Below are 14,615 nucleotides of genomic sequence, written 5' to 3'. Positions count from 1 at the left end.
TCTCTCTTTATTCTGCAACCAGCGCGCGTTATCTGCGCCTCGAAAATTCGTTCAGCCTTATTCTGCCTGACAGGTAGGACACCAGAACAGGTTCCGCCCTGCCATCTCCTGCTTCTTCACCACTGTCCCGCAGATGAAGCACGGCAAGCCATTTCTCCGGTAAACGTAGTGCGCCTCTTCCTTCAATGCCTGGCCACGCTTGTGAGGACGGTCTTTCGGCTTCGTGGTCACGATCCTCCGATCAATCATCGCCGCGGGCATCAGCGCGACCGCGTCCTTCCATATCGAGCGCAGCGTCTTTTCATCGACATCCTTACCCAGACGGAAAGGGCTCAGCCGCGCGCGGTACAACAGCTCTGCACGGAAGATATTGCCGATCCCCGCAAACATCGTCTGGTCCATCAGCAGCTCTGCGATAGGCTTGCGGCTCTTTGCCACCTTGGCGAGCATCTTTTCAGGCCCATCGCCGTTCAGCGGATCGGGGCCGAGCTTTTTGACGAGAGCATCCCACTTCTCCTGCGAGTAGAGCGAACAGTCCATGGGCCCACGCAACTCCACCCAGGCGATCTGCTCCGGTGTGAGGTGCCCGGTGCCGTCATCCTCCGAGTACCAAGCGTGCCGCTTGCTCTCGCCGGGTACCGCGGGCTTCCTGATCGCGGCAGCGTTCCACATACGCAGGCGAAGCGCGCCCTTGACCTCTGGCAGCGGCCCCGAGCCCTCCGTAAAATCGCCCTGCAAGCCAAGGTGGATGTGAAGAATTCTGTCTTTGCCGAAGTCATAGCCAAGATGCTTGCCCACGGCGTGAACACGCTCCAGCTTGCGGCCATCGATCGCATCCGAGTCGGTAAAGCGGCCCTGCGGTCCATCCACGCGAACTGTCTTACCAGCAAATGTCTCCGCATGTCGCTCCGCCCAGCGATGAATCTCGTTTCCCTCTGGCATCGGTCTCTCCGCTCCACACAAACAACGGGCGACGGTACTGGTCAATACCAGAAATTACCGTCGCCTGAAATTCACCACCCACCGAATCTAATAACGCGTATCTCCTGCTAAACAGAGCACCCTCTCAGTTCCACACCTGCTTCGCTTCGATGGCTTCGATCGAAAACATCTGGTCTGGCTCCATCTGCTGCATCTTGCGCGCAAACCTCTCTGCCTCTTCCCTGGTGTCAAACATCATTCGGTTATAGAGCTGGCCTGCACGAACCTGATCGCATCTCCACATCGTCTCGGTCATTGCCTTGCCTCCTGTATATCGATTGAGTTCCAGGTCCTCTAGCCACAACAGATCGGAGACTTCTTCTTCACTTCGGTTACTGCTATTCACGTTCAACACCTTTCCTGGGAGTAAGCCGCAATGCTACACGTCATGCCATCCATCGGACCCTGTAAAGCAAGAGGGGCACCCGCTGAGGAACGCCCCTCTTTTACTCCATCTACGCAGACTCCACGGTTATGGATTCTGCTCTGTTTCCCGATGTGGACTTCGACTTACTTCTTATCGTCGACGTCCACATACTCCGCGTCGATAACACCTTCGTCCTTCTTCGGCTCCTCCGGGGTTGCGGCCTGAGCGGTGGCCTCATTTGGGGCAGCCGCGTTTGCCTTGTACATCGCCTCGGCGAGCTTGTGGCTCACTGTGGTTAGACGCTCCTTGGCCGAATTCAGCTCACTTGCACCGGGAGTTCCGCCAAGCGTCTTCTTTGCTTCCTCGAGAGCCGATTCGACCTCGCTCTTGTCCGATCCGGAGACCTTGTCGCCGGCGTCCTTGAGCATCTTCTCGACGTTGTAGACCAGCGAGTCAAGACCGTTGCGGGCCTCGATCGTGTCGCGCGCCTCCTTGTCCTCGGCGGCGTGCGACTCGGCCTCCTTGGCCATGCGCTCGACCTCGTCCTTGCTCAGACCCGAAGAACTGGTGATTGTGATCTTCTGGTCCTTGCCGGTGGCGTTGTCCTTCGCGGTCACGTTCAGGATACCGTTGGCGTCGATGTCGAAGGTCACCTCGATCTGGGGGATGCCGCGCGGTGCAGGCGGGATGCCGCTCAGCTTGAACTTGCCCAGAGTGCGATTCTGCGCCGCCATCGGACGCTCGCCCTGAAGCACGTGCACCTCAACCTCGGTCTGCGAGTCGGCAGCCGTCGAGAAGGTCTCCGTCTTCTTGGTCGGGATCGTCGTGTTGCGGGCGATCATCGAAGTCGCGACTCCGCCCATCGTCTCAATTGAGAGGGTCAGTGGCGTCACGTCAAGCAGAAGCAGGTCCTTCACATCGCCTGCCAGAACGCCCGCCTGGACCGCCGCGCCGATCGCGACGACCTCATCTGGGTTGACGCCCTTGTGCGGCTCCTTGCCGAAGAGCTTCTTCACCAGCTCCTGAATCGCGGGCATGCGAGTCTGTCCGCCGACGAGAACAACTTCGTCGATCTTGCTTGCGTCCACGCCTGCGTCCTTCAGCGCCTGCTTGCAGGGACCGACCGACTTCTGCAGCAGATCGTCGACCAGGCTCTCGAGCTTGGCGCGGGTCAGCTTGCGGACGAGGTGCTTCGGCCCACTGGCGTCGGCCGTGATGAACGGCAGATTGATCTCGGTCTCCTGCGCGGTCGAAAGCTCGATCTTGGCGCGCTCGGCTGCGTCCTTCAGACGCTGCAGCGCCATCTCATTACCCTTCGCCGTCAGGTCGAGACCGGTCTCGTCCTTGAACTCTTTGATGAGCCAGTCCACGATGCGCTGGTCCAAATTGTCGCCGCCAAGGTGGGTGTCGCCGTTGGTCGACTTCACCTCAATCACGCCTTCACCGACTTCGAGGATCGAAATGTCGAACGTACCGCCGCCAAAGTCGTACACGGCGATGGTCTCATCCTTCTTCTTGTCGAGGCCATAGGCCAACGCAGCCGCAGTCGGCTCGTTGACGATGCGTTTGACGTCGAGGCCAGCAATCTTGCCCGCGTCCTTGGTCGCCTGGCGCTGCGCGTCGTTGAAATATGCGGGAACCGTAATGACGGCCTCGGTGACGCTGGTGCCAAGATAGTCCTCGGCAGCCTTCTTCAGCTTCTGAAGGATCATCGCCGAGATCTCGGGCGCCGTGTACTCCTTGCCCTGGGCCATCACGGCCACATGGTCGCCCTGCTTGACGACCTTGTAGGGAACCATCTTCATCTCATCGTTGACTTCGTCAAAACGACGACCCATGAAGCGCTTGATCGAATAGACCGTGTTCTCAGGATTCGTAATCGCCTGGCGCTTTGCCACCTGGCCGACCAAACGCTCACCATTCTTCGTAAACGCGACGATAGAAGGGGTAGTGCGCCCACCTTCTTCATTCGGAATCACCTTCGGCTCGCCGCCTTCCATCACGGCGACGCACGAGTTGGTCGTTCCGAGGTCAATTCCAATAATCTTTCCCATCACTTATCTCCCTCTTACAAAACCACGGGCATCCACCCGGGTCGAATCATGCGACTCACCTGACCATCTTCACACTTTGAGTCACTTACTGTCAATCTATCTGATGTAAACGAATTCACGAAGGATGCACTATCTGCAAACTGCCCCGACTCAATTCCTTAGCCAAACCCTCGGTAACGTTCTGCCACCATCTGGTCATTGCCATCAAGAACCATTGAAGTTAACCTTCCTCCATTGAAAGTCCTTGAAGCCTTGCATTTTGAATGACATTTCGCCTCGGGAGATTCACATGTCCTCCAGAAAGCCTGCCCGCACTGCCCGCCGTCTCCTCAAAGTAGCCACCCTCGGTTTCACTGGCCTCCTCTTCGGCCTGCTCGCAGGCTGTTCTTCCAACTCAGTGACCCGTTTTTCCGCCTGGAGCAACGACGACGGCAGTACCCTGACCGCCACGCGTCGTTTTGAGAATCTCGATTACCGCCGCACACCGGAGATTCGCCGGGCACCCACCCCCCACCGGAACCAGCCCGTGATGCCCCAGCGCTCCAGCAGTGCATCCTATGCGCTCGCTGGTGAATTCGACGCCATCGGCCACCACTACGATGCGCCGCACTACGGTGGGCAATAGCCTTCTGCTTTTATTAGATGGCTGGCAGGCACTGACCTGCCGCCCGGAAGCAAACTTTCTCCACTCGCGGCGCGACTCCTGGGTGAGCGCGCCGTATTTTTTGTGCCAGAAATCGTCAAAGTGTCTGGCAAGCATCCTGAAACGTCCATTCTGCTTCTACCTGCATTAGGATCAACCCTAAGCAGAAGATCGATGAAGCCGAAAGGCGTCCATGTCCAGCACTGCAACCGTACCTGAGGATCATTCCTCCGAAGTCACCCAAGGGGTGAATCCCTGGTTGATCGCCGCGTCGGTCATGCTGGCGACCTTTATGGAGGTGTTGGACACGGCGATTGCCTCCGTCGCCCTCCCCTACATCGCCGGATCGCTCTCGGCCTCCAATGACGAGGCGACCTGGGTGCTCACCAGCTACCTCGTCGCCAACGCCATCGTTCTGCCTGCCAGCAACTGGTGTTCGCTCCGCTTCGGACGCAAGAACTTCCTCGTCGCCTGCGTGATCATTTTCACCATTGCCAGCTTCGCTTGCGGGGCCGCCCCCACCCTCGGCTTCATGCTCCTGGCTCGGATCGTTCAAGGGGCAGGAGGGGGCGCGCTGCAGCCGCTGTCGCAAGCCATCCTCTTCGAGTCGTTTCCGCCAGCCAAACGCGGAGCCGCGGCGGCTGTCTTTGCCTTCGGTGTGGTCGTTGCTCCGGTTCTCGGGCCGACCCTGGGTGGGTGGCTCACCGACACCTACTCCTGGCGGTACGCCTTCTATATCAATATCCCGGTGGGTGTTCTGGCGGTGATTATGATCTCCCGCTTCGTCCATGACCCCCCGTATATCAAGAACGCGAAGGTCCCACCCTTCCACAATCTGGGGTTTGCCACGCTCGTTGTCTGGACCGGCCTTCTCCAGATCATCCTCGACAAGGGACAGGAGGATGATTGGTTTGGAGCGACCTGGATCCGTATCGCCTTCCCTGTCATGATCGCCGCCTTCTTGTGGTGGTGCTGGGGCTCATGGACCTACAAGCATCCACTTGTCGACCTCAAAGTGCTGAAGAACCGCAACTTCGCGATCGGCTGCCTGCTGATCTTTCTCTTCGGCGTGGCGATCTATTCGACGGTTACGGTACTGCCCCTCTTCTACCAGGAGCTAATGGGATATACCGCCTTCACGGCCGGCCTGGTCGTCGCCCCGCGCGGAATCGGGGCCATCTGCGGCATGCCGATCATTGGGTATCTCTCCAATAAGGTCGATCCCCGTTACCTGCTGACGTTCGGCTTCATCCTCTTCGGGCTGATGACCTTTTACTTCGGCGAGATCACCCTCTCCATCTCGCCCGACACCCTCCTGGTTCCAATCCTCATCACGGGGTTCGGCCTCAGCTTTGTCTTTGTCCCGATCACCACCGCCGCCTATGGCACGCTTCCCAACGAACAGATCGGCAACGCCAGCGGTCTCTTCAACCTGATGCGCAACGTCGGGGGATCCATCGGAATCTCAGTCGCCTCAACCCTACTGATCCGGCGCGCAGCAGTGCACCAGAACCTGATCGTCAACTCTGTACCACGCACAGGGCAGCAGTTTCAGGATTCGCTCAAGAACACCACAGGATACCTGACAGGCGCCTACGGCCACGCCAACGCTGCCGCACCCGCCGCAGCCACACTTTACCGCGAGCTTCTGCGCCAGGCCTCAAGCTGGGCGTTCGTCGATGTCTTCCGCTGGCTCTCGCTACTGAGCTTCTTCTGCGTCTTTGCCGTCTGGATGCTGAAGAAGGTCAAACCGGGCAAGGGCCCGGCCGGGGCCCATTAGACACAACATCATAACCATATGACCGCTTCCGATTTTCGCCGTATCGCTCTTTCGTTTGCAGGCACCGAGGAGGGCTCACACATGGGCTCCCCTGACTTCCGCGTTGGAGGGCGCATCTTCGCTACGCTAGCCTCGCAAACACAGGGTTACGGCAACCTGATGCTGACTCCCGAGCTGCAGGAGGCGTTTATCGCAGACCAGCCGGAGGTCTTTCTTCCCATCGCAGGGGGGTGGGGGAGGATGGGCATGACCCATATCCGTCTGAAACCTGCGTCCGAGGATGTGTTGGCCGGGGCTTTGCTGGCAGCCTATAACCTCCGGCTCAGGAAGAACCAGCCGACGCGAAGGCCGAAGAAGACGTAGCGCAGTTTTCTTATTGGTCTCTTGCAGTCAAAGTGTTGGCAGTGAGCAAATACAGGGATTCTTCGCCTTCAGCAGAATGACGACGTCTTATCATCACGATGACGTCTTACCATGCACAGCAATCAGAAGACAGCCCTAAGACTGCTGACGGAAGGCTGACAGCAGGGAGCCATTACGCTCCTCGAATGGAGAAGATGCGCGCGCGTCGTTCTCTCCGCTCGTCACAAATCTTTCGCGGAAGGGTGCGTTCCCTACTCAGCGAACACATGCGGCGCGTAGCATCATCTCCCGGCCAGGAATACATCTCCAAGGAGAAATCGAAATGTCACAACCCTTCGTACATCTGGAACTCAACACAACGGACCTTGCCAAGGCCAAGAGCTTTTACGGCGCACTCTGCGGATGGAAGTTCGACGACGTGGATATGGGGCCGTCCGGCACCTACTCCACCTTCAAGCCGTCCAGCGGTCCCGGAGGCGGTATCTTTGTCATGGCCGGCGCTCCTACGCAGAAAGCATGGCTGCCTTACATCGGCGTCGAAAATCTAAAGTCTGCGACCGACAAGGCGATCTCGCTGGGCGCAACGGTGATGATGCGCGAGCAGGAGGTTCCAGGACACGGATGGTTTTCGATGCTGGTTGACCCTACCGGCGCAAATATCGCTTTGTGGCAGCCGAAGTAGGGCAGCGCTAGCGAGGGGTCGTGCTGGGCGTGGTCGGCGAGGGAGTAGTTGGAGCTCCGCCCAGCGGACTCGTCGCCCCGGGAGTTGAGGTCCCGGAGCCAAAGCCGCTTCCTGAGCTGGAGCCGAAGCCAGAGTTCTGCGCGCCTCCGAGCAGGGCGGCCTTCGCCTTCATCTGCTCGATCCGCGGGTCGTAGAGAAACTCCCAGGTCTGGTAGGTAGTCTGCTCATTCAGAATGGTGATGGAATCGCCGGTTCGTGAGGTACCCACACCCACGATCGGTGCTCCCCCCCCGGTAAAGCTGGTAGCGGACTGGCTGCTAACCCCGCTGGATGAACTGGATCCTGTTGCCGACGAGCTGCCGGTACCCGAAACCGTTGAAGGCGAGCTGCTCATGCCGGAGCTTAGGCTGAATCCACCTGAGTTTGAACTGCTGCCTGGGCCAGAGCTGCCCGGGCCTGAGCTGCCGAGCCCCGTGCTGCCAGCCGGAGAGCTGACCGTGGCGGCTCCTCCCTGCCCAGAGGAGACCATGGATGCTGCCGAGCCCAGCCCGCCTGAGCTTCCCGGGAGCCCAGCGAGCGGCTGGCCGAAGAAGCCTTTGACGGTGGTCTTCGCCTCGTTCTGGTGAATCAGCCGCCAGTCGGCTTTCCCCGTGAGCGGGTCAACGTACTTCTGACGCAGAAAGCGGATGTTGTTCGATTTTTCGAGCTGCTCCATGTTGCCGGGGTAGTGGCCGTTCTTGAGGTAATAGCGCCGGATAGCTTGAACGTATTCGTTTCCGCGATGAATCGCTTCGACCTCTTTATCGCGGCGGAGGTCGCGTGCGACCCTGGGCGCGGCGATGCTGAGGGCCAGCAGGACGAGGAAGACGAGAACGACAGCACCGAGGAGCATGAAGCCCTCTTCGCCTTTGCCGCTGTTTGTTCTGTCCTTCTTCAACATCGCGGGGATCTCTTAACGTCCGACGAGCGGAAGGGTCTGACGGTTATCGTTGGCCATGTCTTCCACTACGACAGAGTTGGCCGAGACGCTGATAATGCGGTACTTCCGCTGGACGATCTCGCCGTCTGTGGCGAGGAAGACATCCTGTCCGTGCAGCAGGAAGGCCTGCCGCTTGCCGTTTGCAGAGGTAGCCGTGCCGAAGAACTTCAGGTCGATAGGGGGAGGGGGAGGTGGCCCCAGCGGGGCCATGATGACTGGCAGAGCAGGTGTCTTCGGCCTTGCCGGTGCAATGGGCCTGGGGATATCGACGGGCACAGAGTTGGCGGAGAAGATGTTTCTGCCGCTGCCGGTGTAGACGAGCTTTTCCGCAACAAGCATTGGCCCCATCTTCAAGGTGGGATCGAGCTGGGCGGAGGTTGTGCCGAGGCTCTTCGCGGAGGTGCCTGAGCGCTCAGCAGACGCGCTGGGCGGTGTTGTCTGAGCTGGGGGAGCGACGGGACGCGGAGCGGGGCTGCTGTCGCTTAGCTGGTAGTAAAGAATGCCCCCGGCCAGCAGCGCAAAGAGGCCCATGGCGATGGCCTTCTTCTGGTTGTCAGGAGTCATCTTCATCGCGCGGCGCTCCTGTTGTTCTCTTTTACGGGAACCGCGTTGGTGTCTTTTGCGGGAGCAGCGCTCGTGGTGGTCTTTGCATCCGTGGACGAAGGCGGACGGAGGTAGGTGGTGAGGCGCAGGCGCAGGCCCACGGTGCCGCTCTGCTGGCCGGTCAAGGTGACGGCGCTGATGAGGAAGAACATCTTGTCGCGCTCAACGGAGTTCATGAAGAGCACAAGTGGGCGGTAGTCGCCGTTCAGGCTGGCGTCCATGCGGACTTCGGTGAGGGTCTTGCCTCCTTCAAGTACGGGAGCATACGCATACTGCACACGGGTGAGCTTGACTCCCTGCTTCTTCGAGAGTGCGCCAAGCTCGGTATAAGCGTCGGAGTAGGCGACGGGCAGACGCGCCTCGTAGAACTTGTCGGCGTCGGCAGTGGCAGCTTCCAGCTTGGCATCGAGGCCTTCGAGCGGCTTTTTGGAGATCTCAGCGGTCTTCATGGCGACGGTCTGCTGGGCGAGCGCGTCGGCGTTCTCGCTGTTCGCCGCGCGCCAGGCAACCGCCATCTGGGCTAGAAGGTAAAGATTAAGCGCGGCAAGCACGGCCACTGCGGAGTAATAGATGTTGCGCCGGGTGATGAGGCGGCGGGTACGGTCGGAGACCCCCTGAATGCTCTGTGTCACAGCTGCGGTCCGTGACATGGTCGTCATCGCGCACCGCCAATCAGGTGCCGTTGTTTCGGGGGAGCAGCCTTTGCTCCGCGAGCGCGACGAGGCGCCGTGAGGGGAGTGGCCGAGGTCGCTGCGTCACTCGCAGCAGTGTCTTCCTTCGCGGCGTCCTTCGATGCCCTGGCTGTCTCCGTGGCCAGGGGGTTGTATCCGCTGAGGATGTCGAACTCGACCGCCCCGGGCGCAGCCGGCTGGAAGCCGACGCGGCCGCTTGTCTCCTGAGCCTGTGTCTGTTCTGTTGCAATCCGGGGATTGATGAAGCGCTGCGAGTGCTCGAGGTTGCGCACCAGTTCCACGGTGCGATCACGGTCGCCGCTGACGCGCAGGCGAATGCTGACCTCGCCGGTCTTGGAGGTCGCCGGCTCAATACTGGTGACCTGGACGCCGGATGGAAGGACGCGCTCGAGGTCCATCATGACGGCGGTCCAACTGAAGCTCTTGGCGGCAAAGAGCGCGTTGAGGAACTGGCTGCGCTCGAGGACGGCCATGTTCTGCGGCTGGCGCATACGGGCCTCGTTGCGCTGACGCTCCTGCTGATAGCCGAGCGTCCGGGCCTTGAGCGCATTCATCTGGGCTTCGGCGGTGCGCGCCCTGGCATTGAGCGAGCGGAGCGTCAGACCGAGGACGACTGCAAGCAGGGCCAGGCCAACGGCCACCAGCCGCAGCTTTGCGAACAACGGTCGAAGCTCAACGAAGGGGCGCGTCGCCAGATTGACGGAGATACGCATCAGTTTCTCAATGCTCCTCTGACGCCAGCTATCCATCCGCGCGGCACACGGCCGGATGCCCCGGAAGACAGCGCATCGACGCCGACCATCTCGCGCGCCTTCAGGCCGGAGATGCCGTTCTCTTCGAGCAGTGACCTGAGGCCATCGGCCCCGATGGTACCGGCGACGACGATCTCCTGCGGAGTGGAAGCGAGGGTGTCTTCAAAGTACGCGGCCGCCACGCTGACGGACTGCGCGATCTCACGCTGCGTCATGTATGCCGCTGCGTCTTCGACGACCCTTGCCTCCATGCGGGCTTCGGCTTCGATGCGCTCGTAACCTGCGGGATATTCCGCAGCATGTGCATCAGGATGATCGGGATCGGCAGCCAACTCCAGAGCGCGGTGCAGCAAGAGGGTCTCGCCGCGCACGATGGCGGTGGTGACACTGCCCTGGCCGGCGTTCACGACAAGCACCGGCGACGTCTGTTCATCGAGTGCAGCGAGCGCTGCAAGGGTTGAGGGAAGCACGGCCCCGGGGATGTAGCCCGCGGCAGTGACGATGCCCTCGTACTCTGCGAGCACATCGCCGGGCATGGCGATGGCGAGGACGCGGACGACTCCCTGCTCAGCGGACATTGTTTGATAGCTGACCATGGCGTGGTCGACGTCGAACGGGACGAGCTTCTTCAGGCGGAAGCGGACGATGGGAAGCGCCTCGGCAGGCTTGTCCGGCAGTTCGTCAAAGTCGAGCAGGAGGACGCGGGTGGTCGCGTCGGGAACGACGAGCGTGACGTAACGCATGCGCTCGCCGCCACGGTTGGCAACCGCGTCAAGCGCCTCGCGGAGCGCGGAGGTCATGCGCGCGCGGTCGGCGATGCTGCCGTGCTTCAGGCCAACGGTAAAGGTGCCAGGCGGCAGGGGGCGTTCCTCGACAGCCGTCAATACGGCGGCAGCATCCTCGGCGCGGGCGGCGATCACACCTTCAGGTTTGATCTCCACGGCCAGCCGGGGCCTGGTTCCAAGATTTTTCGGAAGAATCTCCATTCCGTCTCAGCTTATCCTGTTCTCCGCCATAGAAACCGCGATCTGCGGTTAGCGTCCCGCTTCAATAAACGTGACTTTGTTGATCTCTTTGAGCGTGGTGATGCCTGCCCTGACGCGCTCAAGCGCGGAGTCGCGCAGGAAGGCCATTCCTTTGTCGCGCGCCTTCTTGCGAATCTCGCTTCCCGGCTTTTTCGCCAGGAGCATCTCGCGGATTTCGTCGTCCAGCTCAAGCAACTCGTGGATGGCGGAGCGGCCACGGTAGCCTGTGCCGCCGCATTCGATGCAGCCCGCGCCCTCGCGGAAGCGGAAGTCACGCCACTCATTGACGTCGAGTCCGCTGGCGATCAGGGTGGCTTCGTCGTAACGCACATCGCGCACGCAGAAGTCGCAGACCTGACGAACCAGCCGCTGCGCCAGAATGCAGTTCAACGCGGAGACGAAGTTGTACGGCTCGACGCCCATGTTGAGGAAGCGGCCCAGGACGTCGACCACGTTATTGGCATGGACCGTGGTGAAGACGAGGTGGCCGGTGAGCGCGGAGTTGATGGCGATCTGCGCGGTCTCCGCGTCGCGGATCTCACCGACGAGGATCTTGTCGGGATCGTGGCGGAGGATGGAGCGCAGTCCGCGGGCGAAGGTGAGGCCCTTCTTCTCGTTGACAGGAATCTGCGTGATGCCGCGAATCTGGTACTCGACCGGGTCCTCAATGGTGATGATCTTGTCCTCTTCCGACTTGATCTCATTGAGCGCGGCGTAGAGTGTGGTCGTCTTGCCGGAGCCGGTGGGGCCGGTGACGAGCACCATGCCGTAGGGCTCCTTGATGTAGCGGCGGAAGCGTTCGAGGTCGCGTTCGGCGAAGCCGACGACGTCGAGCGAGAGCTTGGTGAACTTCTCCGACATCGACTCCTTGTCGAGCACGCGGAGCACGGCGTTTTCACCATGCACGGTGGGCATGATCGAGACGCGGAAGTCGATCAGGCGGCCTTTGTAGCGAACACGGAAACGGCCGTCTTGCGGGACGCGGCGTTCGGCGATGTCGAGTTCGCTCATGACCTTGATGCGGGAGAGGATCGTCTGGTGATGCTCTCGCGCGATGGGCGCCATCGCCTGCTGCAGCACACCGTCGATGCGGTATTTGACGAGGAGCGAGTCGTCGAAGGTCTCGAGGTGGATGTCGGAGGCGCGGCGTTCAAGAGCGGTAAAGATCGTGGTGTCGACCAGGCGGATGATCGGCGAGATGTCGTCTTCGCTGGTGAGGCGCTCGATGGAGATGTTCTCGTCGGCGTTGTCCTCGCTGGAGAGGACGTCGAAAGCGAGGCCTTCGCTGGCCTCGTCGAGCACACGCTGGGATTGCTCGGTCTTTTTGAGCAACTCGTTAATCTGCGAGAGGGTGGCGACGCGGGTTTCGAGACGGGTACCGAGCAGGCCGGAGATCTCGTCGAGCACCATCAGCCGCGAGGGGTCGGAGACGGCGATCGCCAGTCGTTGCCCTACCTGCTCCAGCGGGACGAAGCTGTAGCGGAACATCATGTCGACGGGAACGCGCTTGAAGAGGTCGTGCTGAATCTTGAAGTTCTTCAGATCGACAAACTCGGCATGATACCGGCGCGCAAGGGTTTGGGCGCGCTCGAACTCGTCGACACCCAGCTCCCCTACCGGAATTGCCAGCGGAATATTCGCCATATCCGTAAGACTCCCGTGCTGCCTAACCGTTACTCATTCCTGCTTCCGAACACATCTTGCAGACGATCGGGTGCTAAAGGAATGACCCTCTATGGACCTTAACCTGCTCAGCCCCATTTGCCGATACCAGGGAAGGAAGCGCATGGGCCCGTAACTGCAACAAATTACATGGCAACGCCAATCATTTTACAGGCACATTCAGAGGGCTATACATAGCAGCTTTGTTTTATCGTACTATCTGTCGCAGCTGATTTTCCGATTTATAAGGCCCCGAAAATCTACATCTTTTGGAGGACTCTCTGATGAGCAGCGCCGCAACGATGCACGATTTCGCGCGTAAAACTGTCAACTGGTCGATCTTCCTCAGCATCCTGCTGATTCTGGCGGGATTTTTTACATTGATGATCCCTTTTGTTGGAGGTATCGGGGTCGCCATCTTTGTCGGCTGGGCGATGATTGTCAGCGGCATCACCCACATCGTCTTCGCGTTCAAAACGCATACGAAAGGGAGCCTGCTGTGGGAGCTGCTTGCCGGCCTCGTCTACCTGGCGGCCGGATTCTATCTGATCGCCCACCCGCTTGCGGGGCTGGCTTCGCTGACGCTTCTGCTTGCCTTCTACCTGTTTTTCGAGGCAGTCTTCGAGGTGGTTCAGTTCTTCCAGGTAAGGCCCCGCAACGGAGCCGGGTGGTTGCTGGTGGATGGTTTGATCACGTTTATCCTCGCGTTCATGATCTGGAGGTCGTGGCCCTTCAGTTCGGTATGGGCCATTGGAACGCTGGTGGGAATCAGTATGCTCTTGAGCGGATTTTCTCGGTTGATGCTGGCAATGAGCGCAAAGAGGATTTTAAAGGCGACTGCTTAGACAAATTGCCACATCGATCCTGATCTATCTGGAGAGAGATTCCAGCTCGCAAGACAAAATGCACTCTTCGATTCGGGAGTTTGTTGAGCACGTTTCAGACCACTCAATGGCGATATCGCAGTATCGCCACACGACTTTAGATGCAGGGTACTTGCTTAACAAGCGATGAACGACTGTGAGACATTAAGGTCACCTCCCCTGGGCCCTAGAACGACGATTTCGAAGGAGTGTACGGTTATGCCGGTTCTGACAGAGGCAACCTCTTCCGCACAAACAATTATTCCGAGCGCTGAGTTTCCGCAAAAGTTCAATCGCGAAGCATTCATGTTCCATCACAAACTTTCGGAGCACCCTTTGTTCAAGCTGCCCCGCTTGATGGAGCTGGCCAAAGAGACGCAGCGGACCCATAAGCAGGATCTCTACTACGACGCCGGCAAGGATGTTGCAATCGGAGCCCGGTGGGATGAGTTTGCACCGGCTCCCCCGCTGGACGAGGCACTGGACAGGATTGAGAACAATGGCGCATGGATCGCCATACACCAGGCACAGCACGACCCTGAATATGCGGCGGTCTACGACCAGTGCATGTCGGAGTTCTCGGATCTGAGCGGAGTGGACTTCAAGAAAGTCATTCGGGTAAAAGATGCGCTGATTTTTATTACGTCGCCGAATCGGGTAACAACTTACCACATCGACCGCGAGTGCAACTTCCTGCTCCAGATTCATGGCTCGAAGGTGATTCATATCTTCGACAGCAAGGACAGCGAGGTGTTGCCGCAGGAGGAGATTGAGCGTTTCTGGACGGTGGACAACAACGCTCCCCGGTACAAGCCGGAGTTGCAGGACAGGGCGACGTCGTACCAGCTTGAGCCGGGCAACGGTGTCCATATTCCGATCAACTGGCCGCACTGGTTGAAGAACGACAACAATATCTCCGTCTCGTTGAGCGTGAACTTCACATGGCACGACTCAGAGCGGGGCAACATCTACCGCGCGAATCATTACCTGCGCCGGTTTCTGAAGCCCCTCAACTTCAATCCGCGCCCGCCTTTTGAATCGGCGCTGAGCGATGGAATGAAGAATACCTTCATGGCGGTGACGTATGCCCCGGCGCGAGCCGCCAACCGGTTTGTCCATAAGTTGAAGGGGAATCCGGTGCGCGCTCGCTGACTGTGCTGTCCCCAATG

Annotated in this window: 15 protein-coding genes; 6 read left to right on the top strand and 9 right to left on the bottom strand. The window is 59.6% G+C overall.

What is annotated here, in order from left to right; translation table 11 throughout:
• Positions 1-57: 57 nt before the first annotated feature.
• The 3 genes from JSS95_01845 to dnaK form a co-directional block, all read right to left on the bottom strand.
• On the bottom strand, positions 58-942 hold the full coding sequence (locus tag JSS95_01845; GenBank protein ID MBS1798547.1) for an Fpg/Nei family DNA glycosylase: 885 nt from the start codon (positions 940-942) through the stop codon (positions 58-60).
• 124 nt (positions 943-1,066) lie between these two features.
• Positions 1,067-1,237: a hypothetical protein gene (locus JSS95_01840; protein MBS1798546.1), complete on the bottom strand. Its 171-nt coding sequence runs from the start codon at positions 1,235-1,237 to the stop codon at positions 1,067-1,069.
• Between the two features lie 254 nt (positions 1,238-1,491).
• The gene (gene dnaK / locus JSS95_01835; GenBank protein ID MBS1798545.1) at positions 1,492-3,402 is read right to left on the bottom strand and encodes a molecular chaperone DnaK; all 1,911 of its coding nucleotides are present in this window, start codon (positions 3,400-3,402) and stop codon (positions 1,492-1,494) included.
• Positions 3,403-3,691: 289 nt separating this feature from the next.
• Between dnaK and JSS95_01830 the strand changes: the two genes are divergently transcribed.
• The 4 genes from JSS95_01830 (at position 3,692) to JSS95_01815 (ending at position 6,870) form a co-directional block, all read left to right on the top strand.
• On the top strand, positions 3,692-4,027 hold the full coding sequence (locus JSS95_01830; GenBank protein ID MBS1798544.1) for a hypothetical protein: 336 nt from the start codon (positions 3,692-3,694) through the stop codon (positions 4,025-4,027).
• Between the two features lie 211 nt (positions 4,028-4,238).
• Positions 4,239-5,825, top strand: a complete 1,587-nt coding sequence (locus JSS95_01825; GenBank protein ID MBS1798543.1) for a DHA2 family efflux MFS transporter permease subunit — start codon at positions 4,239-4,241, stop codon at positions 5,823-5,825.
• 18 nt (positions 5,826-5,843) lie between these two features.
• Positions 5,844-6,188, top strand: a complete 345-nt coding sequence (locus JSS95_01820) for an MmcQ/YjbR family DNA-binding protein (GenBank protein ID MBS1798542.1) — start codon at positions 5,844-5,846, stop codon at positions 6,186-6,188.
• 322 nt (positions 6,189-6,510) lie between these two features.
• Positions 6,511-6,870, top strand: coding sequence for a VOC family protein (locus JSS95_01815; GenBank protein MBS1798541.1), 360 nt, complete (start codon positions 6,511-6,513; stop codon positions 6,868-6,870).
• A 7-nt stretch (positions 6,871-6,877) separates the two neighbouring features.
• Here JSS95_01815 and JSS95_01810 read toward each other — a convergent pair whose 3' ends face one another.
• From JSS95_01810 to JSS95_01785, 6 genes are read right to left on the bottom strand one after another with little or no spacing between them, the layout of a single operon-like run.
• Complete coding sequence (locus JSS95_01810; GenBank protein MBS1798540.1) at positions 6,878-7,810, bottom strand: type II secretion system protein; 933 nt, start codon at positions 7,808-7,810, stop codon at positions 6,878-6,880.
• 12 nt (positions 7,811-7,822) lie between these two features.
• Complete coding sequence (locus JSS95_01805; GenBank protein MBS1798539.1) at positions 7,823-8,419, bottom strand: hypothetical protein; 597 nt, start codon at positions 8,417-8,419, stop codon at positions 7,823-7,825.
• The gene (locus tag JSS95_01800) at positions 8,416-9,102 is read right to left on the bottom strand and encodes a hypothetical protein (GenBank protein MBS1798538.1); all 687 of its coding nucleotides are present in this window, start codon (positions 9,100-9,102) and stop codon (positions 8,416-8,418) included. Before JSS95_01800 ends, JSS95_01805 begins: the two co-directional genes overlap by 4 nt.
• A gap of 5 nt (positions 9,103-9,107) precedes the next feature.
• The gene (locus JSS95_01795; GenBank protein ID MBS1798537.1) at positions 9,108-9,857 is read right to left on the bottom strand and encodes a PilN domain-containing protein; all 750 of its coding nucleotides are present in this window, start codon (positions 9,855-9,857) and stop codon (positions 9,108-9,110) included.
• On the bottom strand, positions 9,857-10,882 hold the full coding sequence (locus JSS95_01790; GenBank protein MBS1798536.1) for a hypothetical protein: 1,026 nt from the start codon (positions 10,880-10,882) through the stop codon (positions 9,857-9,859). Before JSS95_01790 ends, JSS95_01795 begins: the two co-directional genes overlap by 1 nt.
• A gap of 48 nt (positions 10,883-10,930) precedes the next feature.
• Positions 10,931-12,565, bottom strand: a complete 1,635-nt coding sequence (locus tag JSS95_01785; GenBank protein MBS1798535.1) for a type II/IV secretion system protein — start codon at positions 12,563-12,565, stop codon at positions 10,931-10,933.
• A gap of 302 nt (positions 12,566-12,867) precedes the next feature.
• Here JSS95_01785 and JSS95_01780 point away from each other — a divergent pair, with 302 nt between their 5' ends.
• Both JSS95_01780 and JSS95_01775 read left to right on the top strand, forming a co-directional pair.
• A complete protein-coding gene (locus tag JSS95_01780; protein ID MBS1798534.1) occupies positions 12,868-13,428 on the top strand; it encodes a DUF308 domain-containing protein in 561 nt (186 codons plus the stop codon).
• Positions 13,429-13,665: 237 nt separating this feature from the next.
• The gene (locus JSS95_01775) at positions 13,666-14,598 is read left to right on the top strand and encodes a cupin-like domain-containing protein (protein MBS1798533.1); all 933 of its coding nucleotides are present in this window, start codon (positions 13,666-13,668) and stop codon (positions 14,596-14,598) included.
• The last annotated feature ends 17 nt before the right edge of the window (positions 14,599-14,615 follow it).

Source organism: Acidobacteriota bacterium (genome assembly GCA_018268895.1).
In the GTDB taxonomy this organism is placed as follows: Bacteria; Acidobacteriota; Terriglobia; order Terriglobales; family Acidobacteriaceae; genus Edaphobacter.
This window is presented reverse-complemented; position numbering and strand designations above follow the sequence as displayed.